The sequence below is a fragment of the Rhizobium sp. SL42 genome (genome assembly GCF_021729845.1).
GTDB lineage: Bacteria > Pseudomonadota > Alphaproteobacteria > Rhizobiales > Rhizobiaceae > Allorhizobium.
Genome location: NZ_CP063397.1, coordinates 522,663 through 546,948 on the forward strand (window position 1 = coordinate 522,663; position 24,286 = coordinate 546,948).

At 61.9% G+C, this 24,286-nt stretch carries 23 protein-coding genes, 1 tRNA gene and 1 riboswitch; of the genes, 16 read left to right on the forward strand and 8 right to left on the reverse strand.

Features of this window, described 5'->3' with window-relative positions:
* The first annotated feature begins 80 nt into the window (after positions 1–80).
* On the forward strand, positions 81–1,871 hold the full coding sequence (locus tag IM739_RS02325; RefSeq protein WP_237369651.1) for an ABC transporter ATP-binding protein/permease: 1,791 nt from the start codon (positions 81–83) through the stop codon (positions 1,869–1,871).
* Positions 1,872–3,130: 1,259 nt separating this feature from the next.
* Here IM739_RS02325 and IM739_RS02330 read toward each other — a convergent pair.
* From IM739_RS02330 to IM739_RS02345, 4 genes are all read right to left on the reverse strand, one after another.
* Entirely contained in the window at positions 3,131–4,963 is a 1,833-nt protein-coding gene (locus tag IM739_RS02330; RefSeq protein WP_237369652.1) for an ABC-F family ATP-binding cassette domain-containing protein, read from the reverse strand.
* 4 nt (positions 4,964–4,967) lie between these two features.
* Positions 4,968–5,618, reverse strand: a complete 651-nt coding sequence (locus IM739_RS02335; protein ID WP_237369653.1) for a thiamine diphosphokinase — start codon at positions 5,616–5,618, stop codon at positions 4,968–4,970.
* A gap of 114 nt (positions 5,619–5,732) precedes the next feature.
* Positions 5,733–5,873, reverse strand: coding sequence for a hypothetical protein (locus IM739_RS02340; protein ID WP_200844314.1), 141 nt, complete (start codon positions 5,871–5,873; stop codon positions 5,733–5,735).
* A complete protein-coding gene (locus IM739_RS02345; RefSeq protein ID WP_237369654.1) occupies positions 5,837–6,118 on the reverse strand; it encodes a cold-shock protein in 282 nt (93 codons plus the stop codon). Before IM739_RS02345 ends, IM739_RS02340 begins: the two co-directional genes overlap by 37 nt.
* A 408-nt stretch (positions 6,119–6,526) precedes the next feature.
* Here IM739_RS02345 and IM739_RS02350 point away from each other — a divergent pair, with 408 nt between their 5' ends.
* The 5 genes from IM739_RS02350 to IM739_RS02370 all read left to right on the forward strand — a co-directional run bounded on the left by IM739_RS02350 (position 6,527) and on the right by IM739_RS02370 (position 11,241).
* Positions 6,527–7,369: an AAA family ATPase gene (locus IM739_RS02350; RefSeq protein WP_237369655.1), complete on the forward strand. Its 843-nt coding sequence runs from the start codon at positions 6,527–6,529 to the stop codon at positions 7,367–7,369.
* A 76-nt stretch (positions 7,370–7,445) separates the two neighbouring features.
* A riboswitch (SAM riboswitch) is annotated at positions 7,446–7,523 on the forward strand.
* 92 nt (positions 7,524–7,615) lie between these two features.
* Positions 7,616–8,539: a homoserine O-acetyltransferase MetA gene (metA, locus tag IM739_RS02355; RefSeq protein WP_237369656.1), complete on the forward strand. Its 924-nt coding sequence runs from the start codon at positions 7,616–7,618 to the stop codon at positions 8,537–8,539.
* Positions 8,540–8,541: 2 nt separating this feature from the next.
* Positions 8,542–9,006 (forward strand): GNAT family N-acetyltransferase, encoded by a 465-nt coding sequence (locus IM739_RS02360; RefSeq protein ID WP_237369657.1) that lies wholly within the window; start codon positions 8,542–8,544, stop codon positions 9,004–9,006.
* 6 nt (positions 9,007–9,012) lie between these two features.
* Complete coding sequence (locus tag IM739_RS02365) at positions 9,013–10,197, forward strand: vWA domain-containing protein (RefSeq protein ID WP_237369658.1); 1,185 nt, start codon at positions 9,013–9,015, stop codon at positions 10,195–10,197.
* A 33-nt stretch (positions 10,198–10,230) separates the two neighbouring features.
* Positions 10,231–11,241 carry an aldose epimerase family protein gene (locus IM739_RS02370; protein ID WP_237369659.1) on the forward strand — a complete coding sequence of 337 codons (1,011 nt, stop codon included), beginning with the start codon at positions 10,231–10,233 and terminating at the stop codon, positions 11,239–11,241.
* 1 nt (position 11,242) lies between these two features.
* On the opposite strand, the gene IM739_RS02375 is transcribed toward IM739_RS02370, so the two are convergent.
* From IM739_RS02375 to IM739_RS02385, 3 genes are all read right to left on the reverse strand, one after another.
* On the reverse strand, positions 11,243–11,662 hold the full coding sequence (locus IM739_RS02375; RefSeq protein WP_237369660.1) for a hypothetical protein: 420 nt from the start codon (positions 11,660–11,662) through the stop codon (positions 11,243–11,245).
* Complete coding sequence (locus IM739_RS02380) at positions 11,659–12,351, reverse strand: hypothetical protein (protein ID WP_237369661.1); 693 nt, start codon at positions 12,349–12,351, stop codon at positions 11,659–11,661. The genes IM739_RS02375 and IM739_RS02380 overlap by 4 nt, the downstream gene beginning before the upstream one ends.
* A gap of 121 nt (positions 12,352–12,472) precedes the next feature.
* Positions 12,473–12,547 (reverse strand) — tRNA-Gly (locus IM739_RS02385).
* Positions 12,548–12,815: 268 nt separating this feature from the next.
* Here IM739_RS02385 and IM739_RS02390 point away from each other — a divergent pair.
* The 4 genes from IM739_RS02390 to IM739_RS02405 all read left to right on the forward strand — a co-directional run bounded on the left by IM739_RS02390 (position 12,816) and on the right by IM739_RS02405 (position 15,400).
* Positions 12,816–13,352, forward strand: a complete 537-nt coding sequence (locus tag IM739_RS02390; protein ID WP_237369662.1) for a prolyl-tRNA synthetase associated domain-containing protein — start codon at positions 12,816–12,818, stop codon at positions 13,350–13,352.
* 66 nt (positions 13,353–13,418) lie between these two features.
* Positions 13,419–14,411 (forward strand): thioredoxin, encoded by a 993-nt coding sequence (gene trxA, locus IM739_RS02395; protein WP_237369663.1) that lies wholly within the window; start codon positions 13,419–13,421, stop codon positions 14,409–14,411.
* A gap of 111 nt (positions 14,412–14,522) precedes the next feature.
* Positions 14,523–15,200 (forward strand): LON peptidase substrate-binding domain-containing protein, encoded by a 678-nt coding sequence (locus IM739_RS02400; RefSeq protein WP_237369664.1) that lies wholly within the window; start codon positions 14,523–14,525, stop codon positions 15,198–15,200.
* Between the two features lie 8 nt (positions 15,201–15,208).
* Positions 15,209–15,400 carry a Trm112 family protein gene (locus IM739_RS02405; RefSeq protein ID WP_007601528.1) on the forward strand — a complete coding sequence of 64 codons (192 nt, stop codon included), beginning with the start codon at positions 15,209–15,211 and terminating at the stop codon, positions 15,398–15,400.
* Between the two features lie 77 nt (positions 15,401–15,477).
* On the opposite strand, the gene IM739_RS02410 is transcribed toward IM739_RS02405, so the two are convergent.
* Positions 15,478–16,719 carry a ubiquinone biosynthesis hydroxylase gene (locus IM739_RS02410; RefSeq protein WP_272911327.1) on the reverse strand — a complete coding sequence of 414 codons (1,242 nt, stop codon included), beginning with the start codon at positions 16,717–16,719 and terminating at the stop codon, positions 15,478–15,480.
* A 56-nt stretch (positions 16,720–16,775) separates the two neighbouring features.
* On the opposite strand from IM739_RS02410, the gene tesB reads away from it, so the two are divergent.
* The 6 genes from tesB (at position 16,776) to IM739_RS02440 (ending at position 24,280) form a co-directional block, all read left to right on the forward strand.
* Entirely contained in the window at positions 16,776–17,660 is an 885-nt protein-coding gene (tesB, locus tag IM739_RS02415) for an acyl-CoA thioesterase II (protein WP_237369665.1), read from the forward strand.
* A gap of 217 nt (positions 17,661–17,877) precedes the next feature.
* A complete protein-coding gene (locus IM739_RS02420; RefSeq protein WP_007601534.1) occupies positions 17,878–18,228 on the forward strand; it encodes a P-II family nitrogen regulator in 351 nt (116 codons plus the stop codon).
* Positions 18,229–18,255: 27 nt separating this feature from the next.
* The gene (locus tag IM739_RS02425) at positions 18,256–19,689 is read left to right on the forward strand and encodes an ammonium transporter (RefSeq protein WP_237369666.1); all 1,434 of its coding nucleotides are present in this window, start codon (positions 18,256–18,258) and stop codon (positions 19,687–19,689) included.
* A gap of 230 nt (positions 19,690–19,919) precedes the next feature.
* Positions 19,920–22,598 carry an FtsK/SpoIIIE family DNA translocase gene (locus IM739_RS02430; protein ID WP_237369667.1) on the forward strand — a complete coding sequence of 893 codons (2,679 nt, stop codon included), beginning with the start codon at positions 19,920–19,922 and terminating at the stop codon, positions 22,596–22,598.
* A 107-nt stretch (positions 22,599–22,705) separates the two neighbouring features.
* Entirely contained in the window at positions 22,706–23,362 is a 657-nt protein-coding gene (locus IM739_RS02435; RefSeq protein WP_237369668.1) for an outer membrane lipoprotein carrier protein LolA, read from the forward strand.
* Positions 23,363–23,476: 114 nt separating this feature from the next.
* Positions 23,477–24,280, forward strand: a complete 804-nt coding sequence (locus IM739_RS02440; RefSeq protein ID WP_237369669.1) for an exodeoxyribonuclease III — start codon at positions 23,477–23,479, stop codon at positions 24,278–24,280.
* The last annotated feature ends 6 nt before the right edge of the window (positions 24,281–24,286 follow it).

Below are 24,286 nucleotides of genomic sequence, written 5' to 3' on the forward strand. Positions count from 1 at the left end.
AGGCCGCCATGCATCGAAGGGTAAGGGAAACGCAAGCCCCGCATGCTAGACCTTGTCTTCGATTGATGGGATGAGTGTGCATGGTTACGTTTCATACCGAGCAGCAGGCCGCAGCGGAAAACGCCATTGCAGCCGCCGAACTGAGTTTCAGCCGCCAGATTTCGATTGCCGCCGACAGTTTCTGGCGTTCGGCGGTTCGCAACCGCATTCTCGGCGTCGCTTCCGCCCTGCTCGGCATCATCCTGCTGACCGCCTATGGCACCGTGTTGCTCAATCAGTGGAACGCGCCTTTCTACAATGCGCTGGAACGTCGCGATCTCACCGCCTTCCTCAACGAATTGCGCAACTTCGCCATCATTGCCGGCTTCCTGCTGCTGCTCAATGTCATCCAGACCTGGCTCAACCAGATGACGGCGCTCTACATGCGTGAAGGCCTGTCGCGCGATGTCGTCGATCAGTGGCTGACGGACAGGCGCGCCTTTCGCCTGTCGATGTCGAGCCCGCTCGGCGTCAATCCCGACCAGCGCCTGCATGAAGACGCCCGCAAGCTTGCCGAGATGACCACCTCGCTGACCATCGGCCTTGTCCAGTCGACCATCCTTCTCGTCAGCTTCATCGGCGTGCTGTGGAACCTGTCGAGCAATTTCACCTTCCATGTCGGCACATACAGCTTCGCCATCCCCGGCTACATGGTCTGGGGCGCCATCCTCTATGCGCTCGCAGCCTCGCTGCTCAGCCAGCTGGTCGGGCGCCGCCTCTCGCGGCTGAACGCCGATCGTTATGCCCGCGAAGCCGATCTGCGCTTCTCCCTGATGCGGGCGAATGAAAATCTCGAAGCGATCGCGCTGGCCCGCGGCGAGGAAACCGAACGCCGTCATATCCACCAGACGCTCGACACGGTCATCGGCTCGATCCGCCATCTGGCCATGGCGCTCACCAATCTCACCTGGGTCACCGCCGGCTTCGGCTGGCTGGCGATCATCGTGCCGATCCTGATCGCATCGCCCGCCTATTTCGCCGGCCCGATGAGCTTCGGCGGCCTGATGATGGCGGCCGCGGCCTTCACCCAGGTCTATTCGGCGCTGCGCTGGTATGTCGACAATTTCGGCGCCATCGCCGATTGGCGCGCCGCCCTGATGCGCGTCACCGTCTTTCGCGCCGCCCTGATGGACCTCGACCGGCAGGTGCCGACTGCCGGCCGCATCGCCATGGCAAGCGGCAGGCCTGGTCAGGTCGATCTCGAGGCACTCGAGATCTGCGTGCGCGTCAACGGCGATGCCTGCGAAAGCGCCTTCCGCCTCAAGGAACGCAATATCACCATCCGGGCCGGCGAAAAGGTCATGGTCAATGGCGACCAGGGCGTGAACCGCAAGCTTTTGTTCAATGCGCTCGCCGGTCTCTGGCCGTTTGGCGAAGGCAGTGTGACCTTGCCCGCCAATGAGGAAATCCTCTTCGTGCCGCAGGTCGGCTATCTGCCGGAAGGGCGATTGCGCAGCCTGCTCGCCTATCCCGCGCCTTCCGCCAGCTTTACCGATGCCGAACTGGCCGCCGCACTCACCCGCGTCGGCCTGGACGAACTGATCCGCCGCCTCGACGACCGCGCCCGCTGGGATCGCGCGCTTGACAAGGATGAACAGATGGCGCTGGCCTTTGCCAACATCCTCCTGCGCAAGCCACGCTGGGTGGTCTTCTACGACGTGCTGGAAGGCCTGGAACCCGCGACCGAGGAACGGCTCTGCGGCATTCTGCACGAACTCGGCGATGCCACCCTGATCTATATCGGCCGCTCCGCCGCCTATCTCAAGGCCACCAACCCGCGGCTGCTGCATCTGGAACGCACAGGCCATGCTGCCGATGCCCTGGTCGATTGATCGGCGCCTGTCCGCCGTCCCGTAAATCGATTTTACAAGGCCGGCGCGCGGCCCCGCGCCGCCTGAGCGGAAGACGTCGCCGCAAAGCGGAGGGCAAGGTGTGCAGTGACTTCCTTCTCCCCCCGAGGGAGAAGGTGCCCGAAGGGCGGATGAGGGGGCTCACCCGCACAAACCGATCTCCTGCGGGGATGACTTTTCCAAATCCTCCAACCTTTTCAATAAAACGCACCCCATTTCATCCCCCTTGTTTCCACCCATGCCATACTCCTCCCGTTCCGCTTTCGGATACACCGGGTGTTGCGAGCCCGGCGAGGCGGAACCGGCGCCGGGGGGCGCGGCTGTCGCTGGCCAGATCCTCCGGGCCGGATGCAACGGTCTCCCTCCGGTGGCGGGACGGTGATGGTTAAGACCTCGGATGGTTTGAGCCAGCCTCGATCCCAACGACCATCGGGCGTGCCTCAGGGGCACACAAACAAGGCGCCGGATCCGCTGAAACGGGTCTGGTGACAAAGACGGCGGGAGCTGGGATCGTAAATGACCCGCTCCCCGGGCGAGGGTCAGGTCGGGATGTGCGCACATCCGCCGGGAACCTGAAACCTCCCGGGCACCCGGCCAGGACGTCTCGATGAGACGTTTCGGACCCAAGCCCGGTTGACGACGAGACTTCGGTCTCAAAGCCAGAGCCGCCTTGCCAGAGAGACGCATGCAACCGGCAAAAATCGCCGAACGGGGCGCCGGAGGGAGCCATATAAATTATTCAACAGGTTGCTTCTGGCGCCCTGTCCGAGACTTGGAATGGAGTACAGGCATGACCATCCCCGGAGGAGGAAATCCGACCGGTGGTTTGGCGTGGGATTTTTGAAGGTTCTGATTGATGAAGAGGACGTTGATGATGAGGAGGACAGGTCCGGCTCAGCCGTCAGTGCCAGTTCGCCCCCCTCTGTCGGCTCCGCCGACATCTCCCCCTCACGGGGGGAGATCACCGAGACCGCAGTGCAAGGCAGAGGCAGAGGCAGAGGCAGAGGATGATGACTTTGGTGCCAAGGCGAACAAAACGGGCAGTCAGAAATTCCTCGTTGCACCGGCCTCAATTGCACAAGGTATCAGTTGGGACGAGCGGCCAGCCACCAGCCAATCTCCCTCCTTGTGGGGGAGATGCCCGGCAGGGCAGAGGGGGGTATCCAGAGGCAGACGCTATCGTCAGGCGGACAAACCTCGCACACATCCGCGCTACAGGCCCGGCAGGCAAGCACCGCCGCTTACCCTTCCAGCTCCTCGCGCAGCATTTCCAGCTCGAGCCATTCCTCTTCCATGCGCGTCACGCTGGCACGCAGCTTTTCGGTCTCGGCGGCGAGCTTGTTGAAGGTCGCCGGATCCTTGGTGAACAGCTTGGGATCGGCCATCTTCGCCTCGTGGGCGGCGATCTCCTTCTGCGCCTTTTCCATCTCCTTGGGCAGGTTTTCCAGCGCGAACTTCTGCTTGAAGGACAGTTTGCCCCGGCTCTTCGTGCCGCCGGTCTCGGTCGGCTTGCCCGAGGCCTCCTGGGCTTTCGCCTTCTCGGCTTTCTCCGCCTTCTTGCGCTCGTCCTCGACGCCCTTGCGTTGCGCCAGCATGTCCGAATAGCCACCAGCATATTCGATCCAGCGGCCATCCGGATTTTCCGGATCGGCCGGGGCGATGGTCGAGGTCACGGTGCGGTCGAGGAAGTCGCGGTCATGGCTGACCAGGATGACCGTGCCCGAATAGCCGGCGACGATTTCCTGCAACAGATCGAGCGTCTCGATGTCGAGGTCGTTGGTCGGCTCGTCGAGGATCAGGAGGTTAGACGGCTTGGCCATGATCCGCGCCAGCATCAGCCGCGCGCGTTCGCCGCCCGACAGGTTGCGGATCGGCGTGCGCGCCTGTTCCGGCTGGAACAGGAAGTCCTTCATGTAGCCGGTGACATGCTTCTGCTCGCCATTGACCAGAAGATTCTCGCCGCGCCCGTCAGTCAGGTAGTTCGCCAGCGTATCGTCCGGATTGAGATCCTCGCGCTTCTGGTCGAGCACGGCGATCTCGAGATTGGTGCCGAGCTTGATCGTGCCGGAATCCGGTGTCATCTGCCCGGTCAGCATCTTCAAAAGCGTCGTCTTGCCGGCGCCGTTCGGGCCGATCAGGCCGATGCAGTCGCCGCGATGCACCCGGATCGAAAACGGTGCGACGATGGTGCGCTCGCCGTAAGCCTTGGTGATCTTGTCGGCCTCGACCACCAACTTGCCGCTTTCGCGACCCTCGGTGGCGCCGGCCTGGATCGTGCCCTGCGGACCCTTGTGGCCGCGATAGTCGGCACGCAGGCTCTGCAGATTGCCGAGGCGGCGCATGTTGCGCTTGCGCCGCGCGGTCACGCCGTAGCGCAGCCAGTGCTCCTCGCGCTCGATCTGCTTGCCGAGCTTGTGTTGCTCGATCTCTTCCTCTTCCAGCACCCTGTCGCGCCATTCCTCGAAATGACCGAAGCCGCGGTTGAGGCGGCGCGACAGGCCGCGATCGAGCCAGACGGTGGCGGTCGAGATCTTTTCCAGGAACCGCCGGTCATGGCTGATCACCACCAGCGCGCTGCGGCTCTTGGCAAGTTCGCCTTCCAGCCATTCGATGGTCGGCAGATCCAGGTGGTTGGTCGGCTCGTCGAGCATCAGGATGTCGGGCTCCGGCGCCATGACGCGGGCAAGCGCTGCACGCCGCGCCTCGCCGCCCGACAGGCTGGATGGTTCTTCCTGGCCGGTGAGGCCCAGATGCTCCAGCAGATAGGTCACACGATACGGATCGTCGCCCGGCCCGAGACCGGCTTCGGCATAGGCCTGGACCGTGGTGTAGGCGCCGAAATCCGGCGCCTGTTCCAGGTAGCGGACCGTCGAGGACGGATGACGGAAAACCTCGCCCGACTGTGCCTCGACCATGCCGGCGGCGATCTTCATCAGCGTCGACTTGCCCGAGCCGTTGCGGCCGACCAGGCAGATCCGGTCGCCCGGTTCAATCTGCAGATTGGCGCCGTTGAGCAAAGGGGCTCCGCCGAAGGAAAGGAAAATGTCGTCGAGTTTCAGGATGGGAGGCGCCAAGGCTTCAGGCTCCGGTCATGTCATGAGGGCGGGCAAGGATCACCGCGTCACCGCGTGTCAGCGAGAAGCGCACGGGCCCTTCCGCGACGTTGGAAATGGTGCGCGACGATCCGAAGGCAAGATCGAAATCGGCAAGCGGATAACGGGCATTCTCGATCGTCAGGCCGGCAAGATCGGTGAGACCGAGAACGGAAAACAGCGAGCCCCTGGGCAGGTCGATCACCAGCGGCGCACGCAAAAGCGGATAGGCCTCTTCGAGACCCGAGCTCATCACCACGTCGATCCCGCGCTTGGCCAGCGCCACCGCCGACAGAAGATGCATCAGCGCATGATCGGAGCGTTCGCCGCCGAGCGCACCGGCGAGAACCAGCCGTGTGGCCCCGCGCGACAAAGCCTCGTCGACGGCGATTTCGCCATCGGTCGAGGCCTTCCGCACCGGATAGGGCATGCGCGGCACGTCGGGGAAATCCTCCACCGGCAGATCGTCGGAGCTGTCGAAATCCCCGACCCAGAGCTCGGGCTTGACGCCGAGCACGGCCGCATGGCGCATGCCGCCATCGGCCGCGATCACGCGGCTTTCGGCGACCGCGGCCTTCAGCCGGTCGGTCGGTTCGACAAGCCCGCCGAGAAGGATGGAGAAGATGCGCTGCGTCATGGCTCTGCCCATAACGCATCTTGGGCCAAAAGCAAAAGCCCGATCACGGATGAAAGCGCGGCAAGGCAGGCCATTGCCGCGGTTTGCCTGGCGAGGCCCGAAGGCCGAAACCGTTCAGCGCTTCTTGGTGCCGGTGGTTTCCGCCGTCTTCATCTGGTTGGTGAAGCTCGATACCGGAGCCGAGGAGGCGGGCTTGTCCTTGTCCTTCTTCGGCTTCCTCACTTCGCGGTTCGAACGCTGTTGACCTTTAGCCATGGACCTTGCTCCTTCTGTACGTTGGCCGGCGCCTGTTTCGGCGTCTGGCTGCGGGTTGGGTCGATATCGTCTTCGGCGACGCAACGATCAAAGTTCTCGGCTTCGAAACGCACGCGATACTGCCGTTTGCCGCCGGTCTCGGGCAGCGTCGCGGTGATCCTGCAGACACCCGGCATGCGCGCCACGCGCACAGGGCCATCCTTCAGGAAGATCATGTCGCCGATTGCAAATTTATGTCCACTCATCAGGGTCTCCTCCGCGCGCCGGGCGCTGCGGGTGTAGCAAAGCCGCCCGGACGCGCTGATCGCATACCGGGGGCAGTTTCTGTTTCGGAAGGCACACAAACCCGCCTTTGCGGCGGCTGGTGGCGACGACCGCAGGACGGTGGTCGGCTTTGTTTTGATCAAGGAAGAAAAAGCTGACACATCCGGCGCCGGTGATCCCGTCCCTGTGGGGGGAGACGCGCCTCAACTGGACATGTGAAACTGAAGTCCCTTCAGACTGTCAGATTTCTGCATAAATACAAGCTTTATCTTGCATGTCAGCAGCACAGATCGCCCGCGTCAACGGCCGACTTGCGCTTGCATGAACCGGTGCGGCTCACTAGGTTTTGCACCAGACAGGACATGGGATGGCATGGGGGCAGACAGACAATGCAGTTCACCGGGACCGCCGACTATGTCGCCGACAAGGATCTGATGATCGCGGTCAATGCCGCGATTGCGTTGGAGCGGCCGTTGCTGGTCAAGGGCGAGCCCGGCACCGGCAAGACCGAGCTGGCGCGCCAGGTGGCCGCGGCCCTCGGTCTCGACATCATCGAATGGAACGTCAAGTCGACGACCAAGGCGCAGCAGGGTCTCTACGAATACGATGCCGTGTCGCGGCTGCGCGACAGCCAGCTCGGCGATCCGCGCGTCAACGACGTCGGCAACTACATCCGCCGCGGCAAGCTCTGGCAGGCCTTTGCGACCGAGCAGAAATGCGTGCTGCTGATCGACGAGATCGACAAGGCCGATATCGAGTTTCCCAACGACCTGCTGCAGGAACTCGACCGCATGGAATTCCATGTCTACGAGACCGGCGAACTGGTGAAGGCGAAGGTCCGGCCGATCGTCATCATCACCTCGAACAACGAGAAGGAATTGCCGGACGCGTTTCTGCGCCGCTGCTTCTTCCACTATATCCGCTTTCCCGAAGCCGAGACGCTGGCCCGCATCGTCGAGGTGCATTATCCGGGCATCAAGCAGACACTGGTGCGCAATGCGCTGACCCAGTTCTACGAGATCCGCGAGACGCCCGGCCTGCGCAAGAAACCCTCGACCTCAGAGGCGCTCGACTGGATCCGGCTGCTGGTTTCGGAGGATATCGATCCCGCCGACCTGCGCGGCGATCCGAAACAGGCGCTGCCGAAACTGCACGGCGCGCTGTTGAAGAACGAGCAGGACGTGCATCTTTTCGAGAGGCTGGCTTTCCTGGCACGCCGGGAGGGTCGCTAGCGCGGCAGCCACGTTCATGCGCTGCATTGCCACATGTTTTTTCGTTGATTCGCTGGCATGACAGGCGTAAACAGCGCGGGTGTTTCGTGGTGATTTGGCCGGCCGGCTTGCAGCCACGTAAAATAAGTCGCTAAAGGGCCGAGGCAAGTTCCAAGACTTTCCAAGGACCGGTAGCGATATGCAAAGCTGCCGGTATTTTTGTTTTGGCGGTCCAGCACCGCCGCGACACCGAAAGTTGAGAGCAAGATGCCGATCAGGATTCCCGACACACTGCCAGCCTTTGAAACCCTCGTGCACGAGGGCGTGCGGGTGATGACCGAAACGGTGGCTGTCCGCCAGGATATCCGCCCGCTGCAGATCGGCCTTCTCAATCTCATGCCGAACAAGATCAAGACGGAACTGCAGTTTGCCCGCCTGATCGGCGCCTCGCCGCTGCAGGTCGAGCTGACCCTGGTGCGCGTTGGCGGCCACAAGGCGAAGAATACCTCGGAAGAGCATCTCCTGTCCTTCTACCAGACCTGGGACGAGGTGAAGGACCGCAAGTTCGATGGCTTCATCGTCACCGGCGCGCCGGTCGAGACGATGCCCTACGAGGATGTGACCTACTGGAACGAAATGGCGCAGATCTTCGACTGGACCGAAACCAACGTGCATTCATCGATGAATGTCTGCTGGGGCGCGATGGCGGCGATCTACCATTTCCACAATGTCGCCAAGCATCCGCTGAAGGAAAAGGCGTTCGGCGTCTATCGCCATCGCAACCTGGCGCCGTCCTCGGTGTTCCTCAACGGCTTTTCCGATGATTTCCAGGTCCCGGTGTCACGCTGGACCGAAGTGCGCCGCGCCGACATCGAGACGGAAAAGAGCCTGAACATCCTGCTCGAATCCGACGAGATGGGCGTCTGCCTGGTGCAGGAGGAACGCGCGAAGCGTCTCTACATGTTCAATCACGTCGAATATGACTCCACCTCCCTGGCGGACGAATATTTCCGCGACGTCAATGCCGGCATCCCGATCAAGATGCCGCACAACTACTTCCCGCATAACGACGACACGCTTGCGCCGCTCAACCGCTGGCGCGGTCACGCGCATCTGTTGTTCGGCAACTGGATCAACGAGATCTACCAGACGACACCCTATGACCTGAACGAGATCGGCAAGGATCTGTAGCCATGGACATTCCCGACGCCGCGCCTGTGGAGATCCGGCCGCTTGCCGCTGCCGACGAGGCCGACTGGCGGCGTCTGTGGAAGGCCTATCTGGCCTTCTACGAGACCGAACTGCCGGAGGAAATCTACCGGGCGACCTTTGCCCGGCTGCTCTCCGGCGTTGCGGGCGAATATCGCGGGCTTCTGGCCCTTGTGGACGGCCGGCCGGTTGGGCTTGCCCACATCCTCTTTCATCGCTCCTGCTGGCATATCGAGAATATCTGCTACCTGCAGGACCTCTATGCCGACCCTGATGTCCGCGGCAAGGGCATCGGCCGGGCCCTGATCGAGGCGGTCTACCGCGAGGCCAAGGACGCAAATGCCGGAGAGGTCTACTGGATGACCCAGGAATTCAACGGGACAGCCAGGCGGCTCTATGACAGGATCGCCGACAAGACACCTTTCATCATCTACCAGAAGAACCTCTAGACGCCGATGTTCCTGCCTTTCTTCCTGCGGCTGATACAAGAGAAGGTCCCGGTGACGCTCGGGGAATATCTGTCGCTGCTTGAGGGCCTGCAGGCAGAACTGGTCGATTTCGACATCGACGGCTTCTATTTTCTCGCCCGCACAACGCTGGTCAAGGAAGAGCGCTTCATCGACCGTTTCGACCGGGTGTTCGGCGAAATCTTCGGCGGCCTTGTATCACAGCCGGCCGGCGACGGCGTGGAAACCGTTGCCATTCCCGACGAATGGCTGCGCAGGCTTGCCGAAAAACACCTTTCGGAAGAGGACAAGAAGCTGATTGAGGCGCTTGGCGGCTTCGATGCGCTGATGGAAACGCTCAAAAAGCGCCTTGCCGAACAGAAGGAACGCCATCAGGGCGGTTCGAAATGGATCGGCACGGCCGGCACCTCCCCCTTCGGTGCCTACGGCTATAATCCGGAAGGCGTGCGTATCGGCCAGCAGGAAAGCCGTCACCGGCGCGCGGTGAAGGTCTGGGACAACCGCGAATTCCGCAATCTCGACGACAATGTCGAACTCGGAACCCGCAACATCAAGGTCGCCTTGCGCCGGCTGCGCCGGTTCGCCCGGCAGGGCGCGGCCGAGGAATTCGACCTCGACGGCACGATCCGCGCCACGGCCGAACACGGCTATCTCGACGTCAGGACGCAGGCCGAACGCAAGAACGCAGTCAAGCTGCTGATGTTCTTCGACATCGGCGGCTCGATGGACGATCACGTCAGGAGCGTCGAGGAGTTGTTTTCAGCCGCCCGTTCCGAGTTTCGCCATATGGATTATTTCTATTTCCACAACTGCCCCTATGAGCGGGTGTGGAAGGACAATCGCCGGCGCCATAGCGATACGATCGCGACACAGGACATCATCCGCACCTTCGGTCCGGACTACCGCCTGATCTTTGTCGGCGATGCATCGATGAGCCCCTACGAGATCACCCAGCCAGGCGGCTCCGTCGAACACTGGAATACCGAAAGCGGCGCGGTCTGGCTGCAGAGGCTGACCGGACATTTCCGCCGGCATCTGTGGATCAATCCACTGACCGAGCCACAATGGGACTATACGATGTCGGTCGGATTGATTCGCCGGTTGATGGAGAACAGGATGTTTCCCCTAACGCTGGGCGGCCTCGAGACGGCAGCCCGCGAACTGGCACGGTAAGACAGACAGACAACAGAAAAGCGGGAGAAACGCATGGCAAGGCAGGCATTCGGACAGACGGCGACGGGTGAGACCGTGGACAAGGTGACCCTGACCGGCGGCGGACTGACGGCCTCGATCATCACCTATGGTGCAGCCCTGCAGGATCTGCGCCTGGAAGGTCATGCCGCACCGCTGGTGCTCGGCTTCGACAATCTCGACGGCTACCTGCACCATTCGCCCTATTTCGGCGCCACGCCGGGCCGCTGCGCCAACCGCATCGGCAATGGCCGCTTCACGCTGGATGGCACCGACTACCAGCTGGAACTGAACGAGCGCGGCGTCAGCCATCTGCATGGCGGCTCCGACGGCATGGGCAAGCGCAACTGGAAGGTCATCGGCCTGTCTCCCGATAGCGTGACGCTGGAAATCAGCGATGCGGAGGGCCGTGCCGGCTATCCCGGCACCACGCGGACCACGACGACCTACACGCTGAAGCCGGAGGGCACGTTATCGATCGTCTTCGAGACCACGACCGACAAGCCGACGATCGCCAATGTCTGCCATCATTCCTACTTCAATCTCGATGGCCGCGATGACATTCTCGGCCATGACCTGATGATCGCCGCCGATCATTATACCCCGGTCGACGACCGCCTGATCCCCACTGGCGAGATCCGTCCGGTCGCCGGCAGCGATTTCGATTTCCGCGAGATGCGCCCGATCCGGCAGACGGTGGACGGCGCGCAGCTGGGCTATGACCACAATTTCTGCTTCTCGTCGGCCAGGACCGACAAGCGCAGCGTGGCACTGGCCCGCAGCGTCAATTCCGGCGTCACGCTGGAAGTGCGCACCACCGAGCCGGGCGTGCAGTTCTATGCCGGCGGCAAGGTCGCGCCGGACGTTCCCGGACTGGACGGCCGCCGCTACGGCGCCTTTGCCGGCTTCTGCCTGGAAACCCAGACCTGGCCGGACGCCATCAACCACAAGGGCTTCCCCAATGCGATCCTGCGGCCTGGCGAAGTGTTGCGCCAGGAAACCGACTATGTGTTTTCGAAGGCCTGAGCTACAGGGGCAACGGCCGTAACTTCGTGTGCTTTCCGATAGGTACTTCGTGCATTGAAGGTGCTGACACAATGTCGGTCAGGTTCAGCATGTCCGGCCAGCGCTGCACCAGAGTGGCCGCTACCAGATGCAAAGGAGACCTTTGATAGGCTGGAGCCAGGATGAAGCCATGTAATCCCGCGGAACGTAGCGCTGCACGCTCCGCGGGGTTTCGGAGCACTCGTCCGTCGCCGGAGATGAACATCCAGCGTTCAGGAGCCTGCTTCAACAAGCTGATCCACTCGATATCCGGCGAGCTTCGCCCCAAGGTGAGGCCGGACATATCCTTGATATGCAGCGCTTCATGCCCAAAGTGGCTGATGTATCCATGCAAGGTCGAGGCGAAAACTGGCGAAGTGCAGTTGTCGAACAGGACCTTCACGCTGCCATCCGCTGTCCTAAAGTGCCCTCAAACTCAATCGCCCGCCGCACGGCAATTGCCGGCACATCAAATGCGGTTGCGGCGACATCTATTCCGTCGATCTCGGCGGCGGCCGCAAGCACGGCAGTGGGAACGCTTGAACTTGCCTCAATAGGCTGTCCAAATGCGCGCGCAGGATCAATCACGACGTTGAGCCTACGTCCAGCAGGCCACCAGAGCAGGGGATCGCCATCATGTCCGAAATCAACACTTTTCAGAATGGGCTCGATGATGCCGTTGAATTCATACTGCCGACGAAACAGATTGAGGAGCACTGCGCGTTCCTGCCCATCGGCACCGGTCTCGACGGTCCGAATGAAAATCTCACGACCATCCGTTCGAAACTGATCCGTAGATAAGGGATGGTCACGTCCGAGGGCATCTCTCGCCAGATCAATTGCTTCGCGGATTCGGATCGCGGACACACCTTCACGTATGAAAGCGTCGGCTACCCTTATTTCCATCAGATCACGGAAACCAAGGAAAATCCGCCCATCGCCGAGATCAACTTGCGGCTTCCACAATGCAGGATAGTGGCGATTCTTGACGATATGACCACGAAGCCATCTAATAATCTTGGCGGAGGGCACATGAAGCAGCCTGCCCGCTTCCGCAGGTGTATAAAGACCAATACCGATCAAATCATCCATCTTGGCGCTCTCCTGAATCAATGGAGTCAGGCTTTCCCGATTAAGTCAAGAAAATGATTCAACCAGAGGTCGCTCTGGCCTCAATCCGTAGGAAATAATCAAACTGTTCCCGGAGAGAATATGGAGCGGGTGAAGCGATTCGAACGCTCGACCCCAACCTTGGCAAGGTTGTGCTCTACCCCTGAGCTACACCCGCTCATAACCTCGATCCTGGGGTAGTCAGTGGATCGTGGGCCGCCGTTTCTGCGGCGACGGGCGCTATATCGCCCAAACGATTTTCAATTGCAACAGGGAAATGAAACTTTGCTGCGAAAAAAATGCAGCGAAGTCGAAAAAATCTCGCAAACCCCAGAAAACGCGGGCTTTTTTGCCGCGGGTCAGATTGTCAGGTGTCGGTCACGGGCCTATCTCTGGCGGATAAATCCGCTAGACCTGCCGCAACAGCCCTCAACAGGAACGCCAAAATGACCGCCGAAACCGCGATTTCCCAGCCGCAGAATGCAGATGCCAAGAGTGCGCAAGACCTGTTCCGCTTTCTCGACGAGCTGAACATTCCGCACAAGACCAAGACCCATGCCCCTGTGTTCACGGTGGCCGAATCGGTATCCTTGCGCGACGAAATTCCCGGCGGCCATACCAAGAACCTTTTCGTCAAGGACAAGAAGGACCGCTTCTTCCTGCTGACCGTCGAGGAAAACGCCGTGGTCGACCTCAAGACCGTGCACACGATCATTGGTGCTGCGAGCAAGGTATCCTTCGGCAAGCCGGAAAAACTGATGGACTATCTCGGCGTCGTCCCCGGTGCCGTGACCGCGTTTGGCGCCATCAACGACACCGGCGGCAATGTCACTTTCATCCTCGACGCCGATCTGATGCAGCATGACAACATCAACGCCCATCCGCTGTCGAACGATGCCACGACGTCGATCAGCAGCCAGGATCTGCTGCGCTTCATCGAAGCAACCGGCCACCAGCCGCTTGTCTTGAAAGTGACAGCCTGACATACGATCTTTAAGGCAGTTCAGCAGCCCTGATCAGGCGGGCGAAAAAAGGCGGGAGAAACGCACATGAGCGACTACGGCAATCCCTTTGGCGGTTACGGCAACCAGCAGATGACGGCCAAGGCGCAATTTGGCGACACCCCCGCAGCAGCAAGCCCCGCAGCAAACCAAGCCCCGGCAGCGACCCTGATCAAGGACACGACAACGGCAGGCTTCACCAGGGACGTGCTGGAGGAATCGCGCCGGCAGCCGGTTCTGGTCGATTTCTGGGCCCCCTGGTGCGGCCCGTGCAAACAGTTGACCCCCGTGATCGAAAAGGCCGTCAACGAGGCCGACGGCCGCGTAAAGCTGGTCAAGCTGAACATCGACGACCATCCGGCCATTCCGGGCCAGCTCGGCATCCAGTCGATCCCGGCTATCGTCGCCTTCGTTGACGGCCGTCCGATCGACGGCTTCATGGGCGCACTGCCGGAAAGCCAGGTGAAGCAGTTCATCGACAAGGTCGCGGGGCCCGCAGGCGCCGACCAGGCAGCCGAGATCGCGGCTGTGCTGGAAGAGGCTGCCGGCCTGGTCGCAGCCGGCGACATCGACGGTGCGGCGCAGCTGTTTGCCGCCGTCCTCCAGGCCGACCCCGACAATGTCAAGGCGCTGGCCGGCATGGCGGAATGCATGATCGTCGCCAACCAGCATGTCCGCGCCCGGGAGCTTCTGACGCAATTGCCGGAAGAGCTGACCAAGGCGCCGGAAGTCCAGGCGCAGCTGAAGCGCCTCGACCAGATCGACGAAGCGCGCAAGCTCGGCGACCCCGTGGCACTCGAACATACGCTGTCGCTCAATCCCGATGATCACGATGCACGCATGAAGCTTGCCAAGATCCGCAATGTCGAAGGCAGCCGCGAGGAAGCGGCGGAACATCTGCTGCTGATCATGCGGCGCGACCGCGCCTATGACGATGACGGCGCCCGCCGCCAGCTGCTGCAGTTTTTCGAAGTCTGGGGACCGAAGGAACCGGCAACGATCATGGCGCGCCGGAAGCTGTCCTCCATTCTCTTCTCGTGACGCCGGCCACTCTTTTGCCGAACTCCGTCGCGCGGCCTTGAGTTTTGCCGCGCGCGTTCCAAATAAGGAAAGAGACTAGAAGCCGGTTCTGACCGGACAGGATGTGTTTCGATGCAAGTGGGAAATGCCAGATATCTGACCGCGGGTGACCTGCCGGAGACTATCCCCGTATTCCCGATCTCCGGCGTGCTGCTTTTGCCCGGCGGGCAGTTGCCGCTCAATGTTTTTGAACCGCGCTATCTGGCGCTGTTCGACGCGGCCCTTTCCGGCAACCGGCTCATCGGCATGATCCAGCCGGCGATGAGCGAGCCGCAGACCAATATCCTGCCGGAAAGGCCAGCCCTGTCACAGGTCGGCTGCATCGGCCGCATCACATCGTTCACCGAGACCGGCGACGGCCGCTATGTCATCTCGCTCTCGGGGATCTGCCGGTTCCGGCTGCTGGACGAAGTGGCTGGCTCCAAGCCCTACCGGACATTCCACATCGCGCCCTTCATGACCGACCTCACCACCGGCGATGATGAGGGCCAGGTCGACCGCGTCGGCCTTCTGGCCGCCTTCCGTGCCTATCTCGAGGCCAACAAGCTGGAAGCGGACTGGGAAAGCGTCGAGCGCGCCAGCAATGTGATGCTGGTCAATTCGCTGTCGATGATGTCGCCTTTCGGTCCGGCGGAAAAGCAGGCGCTTCTCGAAGCCCCGGACCTCAAGACCCGCGCCGAGACGCTGATCGCCATCACCGAGATCGTGCTCGCCCGCACCTTCGGCGATGCCGACAGCATGCTGCAGTAGAGCGCCCGATGGTCGAGAACCGCACCAGCCTGGTCGATCCGAAACTGCTGGAACTGCTGGTCTGCCCCCTGACGCAGAACACGCTGAAATTCGATCGCGAGCACAATGAACTGATCTCGGAAAAGGCTCGGCTTGCCTATCCGATCCGCGATGGCATCCCGATCATGCTGGTGTCGGAAGCCCGCAAGCTGGAAGACTGAACGCCCGCGCGCCTTAAATGCAGCCATGCGATCCGTGGTCCGCGCGCCTTGGTGCAGGTCGGCGCCGGGCAATCCCTTCAGATCGACTGGCCGGACAGCAACCGCGGCCCCTCGCCGCTTGACGTGCCGGCAGCCTCGCGGATCAGATAGCCCTTGATGCTCGGCAGACGGTCGACAATCCCGAGACCAAAATCGCGCAGCACCCGGACCGGCGTGACATCGTTGGAAAACAGCCGATTGAGCACATCCGTGGTGACGCCCATGCGGAACGTGTCGAAGCGCCGCCAGGTCTGGTAGCGCTCGAGCACGTTGAGCGAACCGATGTCGAGCCCGAGCCGGTCGGCATCGACAATCGTTTCGGCAAGCGCTGCCACGTCCTTGAAGCCGAGATTGAGACCCTGGCCCGAAATCGGATGGATGCCATGGGCGGCATCGCCCGCCAGCGCCAGACGCGGCGCCACGAAGGCGCGCGCCAGCGTCAGGCCGAGCGGGAAGGCACGGCGATCTTCCGTTGCGCGGATCTGGCCGAGCTTGTGGCCGAAGCGCCGCTCCAGCTCGGCCTCGAAGACGAGTTCGTCGGAAGCGACCAGCCGATCGGCATCGGCCGTGCGTTCCGTCCAGACCAGCGAGGAACGGTTGCCCTTGAGCGGCAGGATGGCAAACGGGCCGGCGGGCAGGAAATGCTCTTCGGCCACGCCCTCATGCGGACGCTCATGCTCGACCGTGGTGACGATGCCGGACTGGTTGTAGTTCCAGGTGACGGTCTTGATTCCGGCAAGATCGCGCAGCTTGGAGCGCACGCCATCGCAGGCGACCACGAGCCGCGCGGCAACGGTCGCGCCATCCGACAGGGTGAGTTCGGCGGACGGACCCGTGTCACGAAAACCGGTGGCCCGCAGTCCATGGCGGATCGCGATACCGGCATCGGCGCAGGCATCACGCAGGGCAGCCACCATGCTGACATTCGGGATCATATGGGCAAAGGGACGCCCGTCTTCGACCGCACCGTCAAACGTCAGAAACACCGGTCGCACCGGATCGGATGTCTTCGAATCGGTCACGATCATCCGGTTGATCGGCTGGGCATCCGGCTCGATACGGTCCCAGAGACCGAAGACATCAAGCATCTTCGTTGCAGCCGCAATGATCGCGGAGGCGCGCGGATCCTTCGTCCAAGCATTCTCCGGGGCTGCCTCGATCACCTCGACACTCAGATGGGGCGCAGCCTGCTTGATCGCAACCGCAACCGAAAGACCGACATAGCCGCCGCCGACAACCAGCACATCCAGCATGGCGAAATCCTTTGCTCTTGTAGACATTCTGCCACCTATATAGATCAGCCATGAACGGGTGCCTATAAGCGGAGCCATGCATTATGTCGCAGCCACATGAACAGACGAAACCGATGCAGGACCTGATCGAGCGCCTCGACCTGGAAAAGCTGGAGGAAAACCTGTTTCGCGGCAACAGCCCGCAGAATGGCTGGCAGCGCGTTTTCGGCGGGCTGGTGATTGCCCAGGCCCTGATGGCCGCGCAACGCTGTGTCGATGCCGATCGCCTGGTGCATTCGCTGCATGCCTATTTCATGCGGCCCGGCGATCCTTCAGTGCCGATCGTCTATCAGGTCGAGCGCATTCGCGATGGTGCCAGCTTCACCACGCGCCGCGTCCTCGCCATCCAGCATGGCAAGGCCATCTTCTCCATGTCAGCCTCCTTCCAGCTCGCCGAACCGGGCTTCGACCACCAGGTCACCATTCCCGATGTGCCACGGCCCGAACAGCTGATGGGCGAGACGGAATTCCGCGAGGCCTTCCTCGCCAAAGCGCCGGACATGGTGAAGAAATACTGGGGTCGGGAGCGGCCGATCGAGATCCGTCCCGTGTCGCTGGTGCATTACCTGTCGAAGGAAAAGCTCGACCCGCAGGCGCATATCTGGGTCCGCGCCACCGGCATCGTTCCCGAAGATGGCCACTACCGGGCAGCAATCCTGGCCTATCTGTCCGACATGACCCTGCTCGACACCTCGCTTTATGCCCATGGAACGTCGATCTTCGATCCCGACCTCCAGGTGGCAAGCCTAGATCATGCGATGTGGTTCCACCGGCCCTGCGCGCTCGACGACTGGCTGCTCTACACCCAGGACAGCCCGAGCGCTGCCGGAGCCCGCGGCATGACCCGCGGCAGCATTTTCACCCGTGATGGCCGCCTCGTCGCTTCGGTCGCCCAGGAAGGGTTGATCCGCAAAAGGGCAAATGATTAAAACGTTAGCAATTTTGTTTTTTTGCACATATTTTGTGCGCACATCGCCCGTTCATTTGCCTGTTTATTAGATCCTCTGTTTATAGTCTTTACATTTCAATAACTTAATCACCGCCTCCCAAACTGGCACATAGTTTGAATGGCAAGGTCCGGTCGCTAGGCAAATTGATCTAGCCTGCGTCAAGGAGAGTCGGCTCCGCGCCGAGGACAAGCAAAGGATGGGAAACCAGATGAAGATTGTGATGGCTATCATAAAGCCGTTCAAGCTGGACGAGGTGCGCGAAGCCCTCACCGCTGTGGGCATCCAGGGCCTGACCGTGACCGAGGTCAAGGGATACGGACGCCAAAAGGGACATACTGAAATCTACCGCGGCACGGAATATGCCGTCAGCTTTCTGCCGAAACTGAAGATCGAGATCGCAGTTTCCTCCGAGCTTGCGGACAAGGCTGTTGAAGCCATCGCATCGTCGGCCAAGACCGGTCAGATCGGCGACGGCAAGATCTTTGTCTATCCGATTGATCAGGCCGTGCGTATCCGCACCGGCGAAACCAATACCGAAGCTCTGTAAGAACGGCCGCTAGGGGAGTTTTTTCTGATGTCATTTGCCAAGTTGAATTCCACATTGCTGCGCATTGGCGCCGCGTCGGCAGCAATGCTGGCGCCGGTTGTCGCCTTCGCGCAAGAAGCAGCACCTGCTGCTGCCGAAGCGGTTGCTGCCGCGGCACCCACCATGTCCGTAGACAAGGGTGACACCACCTGGATGCTCGTCTCGGCCCTGCTGGTCCTTTTGATGACCGTTCCGGGCCTCGGCCTGTTCTACGGCGGCCTCGTCCGCGCAAAGAACATGCTGTCGGTTCTTATGCAGGTTACCACCATTGCTGCGGTCGCCATGATCGTCTGGGTCGTCTACGGCTACTCCCTGACCTTCACCAACGGCGGCGGCATGAATTCGTTCGTCGGCGGCTTCTCCAAGATGTTCCTGGCTGGCGTTGACGTCAGCACCATGGCCGAGAGCTTTTCCAAGGGCGTAGCCATTCCGGAACTGATCTTCGTCTGCTTCCAGATGACCTTTGCCGCCATCACCCCGGGCCTGATCGTCGGCGCCTTTGCCGAACGCGTCAAGTTCTCGGCCGTCATCCTCTTCTCCATCCTGTGGCTGACCTTCGTCTACTTCCCGATCGCCCACATGGTTTGGTTCTGGGGTGGCCCGAGCGCCTATGCGGATCCGTCGGGCCTGATCTTCGGTTTCGGCGCCATCGACTTCGCCGGCGGTACCGTCGTGCACATCAACGCTGGCGTTGCTGGCCTGATCGGCGCAATCATGGTCGGCAAGCGCACCGGCTTCGGCAAGGAAATGATGGCTCCGCACTCGATGACCATGACCCTGATCGGCGCAGGCCTTCTCTGGGTTGGTTGGTTCGGCTTCAACGCCGGCTCGAACCTCGAATCGAACGGTTACGCCGCTCTCGCCATGATCAACACCTTCCTCGCCACAGCAGCTGCCCTTCTCTCCTGGTCGCTGGTGGAAACCTTCTCGCGCGGCAAGGCTTCGATGCTCGGCGCTGTTTCCGGTGCCGTTGCCGGTCTCGTCGTCATAACCCCGGCCGCTGGCTTCGCCGGCCCGATGGGTGCAATCGTCATGGGCCTGATTGTCTCCCCGGTCTGCTACTTCTTCTGCTCGACCGTGAAGAACAAGTTCGGCTACGACGACACTGCTGACGTTTTCGGCATCCACGGCGTTGGCGGCATCATCGGCGCTTTGCTCACCGGTGTATTCGTCAACCCGGCTCTTGGCGGTGCTGGCATCGTCGACTACTCGACGGCCGATTTCGCAGCCACCTATGCCGGTACGGCCACCCAGGTCTTCAACCAGCTGAAAGGCGTCGTCGTCACCATCCTGTGGTGCGGCATCATCTCGGCGATCCTCTACAAGGTCGTCGATGTCGTGATCGGCCTGCGCGTTCCGGTCGAAGCCGAACGCGAAGGTCTCGACCTCGCCTCGCACGGCGAAGCGGCCTACCACAACTAAGACACGGATCGCGCTCCGGCGCGGCCAACCTGAAGCCTGAAAGACGCCCGGACCGCAAGGCCCGGGCGTTTTCGTGCGTAAATCCCCATTCGGTGACCGCTCCGGCCCCTCTCGAACCACCATGGTTAATGCCGCATTAACTCTCAGCCCTGTAGGGTATCGCCCAGCCATGCCGGTCACCACCGGCGCAAGGCATCGCGGTGACCTCACTTGGACGGACAGGCATTCAGATGAACAGAGGAAATTCGGCAGCGCTTCCCGAACACTCGGCTCGCTTTGTGCTGACCGCTTTCGTATTGCGCCAGATCTACTCCCTGGCCGGTTTTGGGCTCTTCCTGCTGCTGGTGCTCGCGGTCGCGTCGCTCGCCACCTGGAATGTCGCCGATCCGAGCCTGTCCTATGCCACTGACAACCAGCCGACCAATATCCTCGGGCTCTCGGGTGCGGTCTTCGCCGATCTGATGATGCAGTTCTTCGGCCTGGCCAGCCTTCTGGCCCTGCTGCCGGTGCTGGCCTGGTCCTTCGCCCTGATCGGCGCGCGCAGACTGACCCGCGTGCCCGGTCGCCTTGCCGCGTGGCTGGTCGGCGCGCTGGTTGCCGCAGCCACCGTCGGCTGTTTTCCACCGCCGCTGACATGGCCGCTGCCGAGCGGCACCGGCGGCGTACTGGGCGACCTGATCCTGCGCTTCCCGGCCCTCTTCATCGGCGCCTACCCGACCGGGACCTTTGCCATGGTGATGGGCTCCATCCTCGCCGTGCCGACGGCCTGGCTTCTGCTGTTTGCCGCCGGCATTGTCGGCCGCAGCGAACCGGAAATTCCGGCACCCCAGACCAAGGTCCCGGCAGACAAGAGCCGCAACCTGGCGCAAGCCATCGAGGCCGATGACGACGATGAGCCGGAAGGTCCGATCGCGCTGGCGCTCGGCGCGCTCGCCCATAACTGGTACACGACGCGCGCGCGCCTGCGCCGCCTGTTCGGCCTGAAGCCGGCCGAGCGCAGCCGCCGCGACTTCGACCAGCCCTACGACTTCAACGATGATGAATTCGGCACGCTGAACGAACCTAGTCGTCCCAAGGCGCCGGCATTGCATGCCCGGCAGGAGCCGGTGCTCGAGGGTGCTCCGCGGGCAACCACCCGCTCCATCATTTCGCCGCCGCCGATGGCCAGCGGCCATTTCGACGACGACGACAATGCATTCGACATGGACGACATGCCGCGCCCCGCCGGAATCCTGCCCGACGACGAAGACGACTGGAATGCAGCCCCGGCCGCGCCGTCGCGCAATCTCGGCGCCGGCCGCAGCTCGCCGCGCGTCTCCGCGCCCGCCAGCCGCCCCAAGCCCGGCGCCCGGGTCGAACGCGACGCCCAGGGCTCGCTGCTGCGCCCCGACGGCTTCCAGCTTCCCTCCGTGCACCTGCTCGCCGAACCCCGTGCCGTTGCCCGCGACGCGACGCTGTCGGCCGATGCATTGGAGCACAATGCCCGCCTGCTCGAAGGCGTACTCGACGATTTCGGCGTCAAGGGCGAGATCATCCATGTCCGCCCCGGCCCGGTCGTGACACTCTACGAACTGGAGCCGGCACCGGGCATCAAGTCGTCACGAGTCATCGGCCTTGCCGACGACATCGCACGCTCGATGAGCGCGATCGCCGCCCGTGTTGCCGTGGTGCCTGGCCGCAACGCCATCGGCATCGAATTGCCCAACCAGACCAGGGAGACGGTCTATCTGCGCGAGCTGATCGGCTCGAAGGACTTCGACGGCAACAAGGCCAAGCTCGCCATGGCGCTCGGCAAGACCATCGGCGGCGAACCTGTCATCGCCGACCTTGCCAAGATGCCGCATCTGCTGGTCGCCGGCACCACGGGCTCCGGCAAGTCGGTGGCGATCAACACGATGATCCTGTCGCTGCTCTACCGGCTGCCGCCGGAAAAGTGCCGCCTGATCATGATCGACCCGAAAATGCTCGAACTCTCGGTCTACGACGGCATACCGCATCTTCTGTCGCCTGTGGTGACGGATCCCAAGAAGGCCGTCGTTGCGCTGAAATGGACCGTCCGCGAGATGGAAGAGCGCTACAAGAAGATGTCGAAGATCGGCGTGCGCAATATCGACGGCTTCAACAGCCGCGTCGAGCAGGCGCTGGAAAAGGGCGAGGTCCTGACCCGCACCGTGCAGACCGGCTTCGACCGCCAGACCGGCGAGGCGATCTACGAGACCGAGGAATTCGACCTGCAGCCGATCCCCTATATCGTCGTGATCATCGACGAGATGGCCGACCTGATGATGGTCGCCGGCAAGGACATCGAAGGTGCCGTGCAGCGACTTGCCCAGATGGCGCGTGCCGCCGGCATCCACGTGATCATGGCCACCCAGCGCCCGTCGGTCGATGTCATCACCGGCACGATCAAGGCCAACTTCCCGACCCGCATCTCCTTCCAGGTGACCTCGAAGATCGACAGCCGCACGATCCTCGGCGAACAGGGCGCCGAACAGCTGCTCGGCATGGGCGACATGCTCTACATGGCCGGTGGCGGCCGAATCCAGCGTGTCCACGGGCCGTTTGTCTCCGACAACGAGGTCGAGGAAATCGTCGCCTACCTGAAGACGCAAGGCTCGCCGCAATATCTCGACGCCATCACGATTGACGATGACGATGGCGATGAGGGCGGCGGACCGGCCGGCACATCCAACCTGTCCGAATCCGACGATCCCTATGACCAGGCGGTCGCGATCGTGCTGCGCGACGGCAAGGCATCCACGTCCTATGTCCAGCGCCGGCTCGGCATAGGTTATAACCGCGCCGCCTCGCTGATCGAACGCATGGAGAAGGAAGGCATCATCGGCCCGGCCAATCACGCCGGAAAGCGCGAGATCCTCGTGCCGACGGAATCCGACATCGAAAGGTGATGGAACAACTGCGACTGGGACGAGTTGCCGCACAGGAGGAGCAGGCTTGCGTCATGAAGCCGCCGCCTTTTTTCGGCAAGACATGCAAGCATATGAAGGAGTACCGGATGAGTGAAGATAATGCAGAACGCGAGGTATTCATGCCCGCGTTGACCTCCCGTCGCCAGTTCGTCCTCGGCGCTGCGGCTTTCATGGCCTATGCCGCCCTGCCGCCAATGCCTGCATTTGCCGCGACCGATGCCGCACAGAAGATCGCCGACCATTTCTCCAGCGTGAAGAACATGATGGGCGAATTCGTCCAGTTCGGTCCGCGCGGCGAGCAGACCGGCGGCAAGTTTTTCATCCAGCGACCGGGCAAGCTGCGTTTCAACTATGAAAAACCCTCGCCGATGCGCGTGATCGCCGATGGCAAGAATGTCGTGATCGGCAATACCAAGCTGAAGACCTGGGATCTTTATCCACTGTCGAAGACGCCGCTCAGCCTGCTGCTGGCCGAGCGCATCGACCTTGGCAACAAGATGGTCCGGGACGTCAAGGAAGAAGCGGACCTGACCACGATCGTGCTCGGCGACAAGACCTTGCTCGGCGATTCGACGATCACCCTGATGTTCGACCCGAAGACCTTCGAGTTGCGCCAGTGGACCATCACCGACCTGCAGAAGAAGGACACATCGGTGATGATCTTCAACGTCCAGACCGGCGTCGATTTCGACCAGAGCGTCTTTGAAATTCCCTATGCGGATGTGCACAACCAGCAGCGCTGATTGTCCGGGCCTCACCTGTGGAGAAAGGCGGCAGACAGACATGTCCGGCCGCCTTTTCCTGTTCACGGCGGATGAAACTCCCTAAGAACGTGAGACATCTGGGGAACAACCGTCATGACGCTTTCGATCACCACCTGGAACATCAATTCGGTGCGCCTTCGCCTGCCGATCGTCGAGGACTTTCTGAGGCAGGCAAGCCCGGACATCCTCTGCCTCCAGGAGATCAAGTGCCAGAACGACCAGTTCCCCGCCGAACAGATCGCGGCACTCGGCTACAAGAACATCGTCCTGCACGGCCAGAAGGGATATCACGGCGTTGCCATCTGCTCGCGCCTGCCGCTGACCGAAGATCATCGCCAGGACTATTGCGGAGTCGGCGACAGCCGCCACATCTCGGCGCTGTTCGAATGGGCCGGTCGCCGCATCCGGCTGCACAATTTCTACGTACCCGCCGGCGGTGACGAACCCAATCGCGAGATCAATCCGAAATTCGGCCACAAGCTCGATTTCATCACGGAGATGAAGGCACTGTCGGCCGATGGCGAGCCGAACACGGCCTCGGTGCTGGTTGGCGACCTCAACATCGCGCCGCTGGAGCACGACGTCTGGTCGCACAAGCAGATGCTGAAGATCGTCAGCCATACGCCGGTCGAGACCGAAGGCCTGCTCGACGTCATGCGCAAGGGCAACTGGGTCGACCTGATGCGCCAGCATGTGCCGGACAGCGAGAAGCTCTACACGTGGTGGAGCTACCGCGCCAAGGACTGGGCGGCCGCCAACAAGGGCCGCCGCCTCGACCATATCTGGTCATCGGCCGATCTCGCGCCGCTGCTCAAGCGCGTCGATATCCTGAAGGAAGCACGCGGCTGGACGCAGCCGTCAGACCACGTTCCCGTCACGGCGACATTCGATATCTGATAGCTG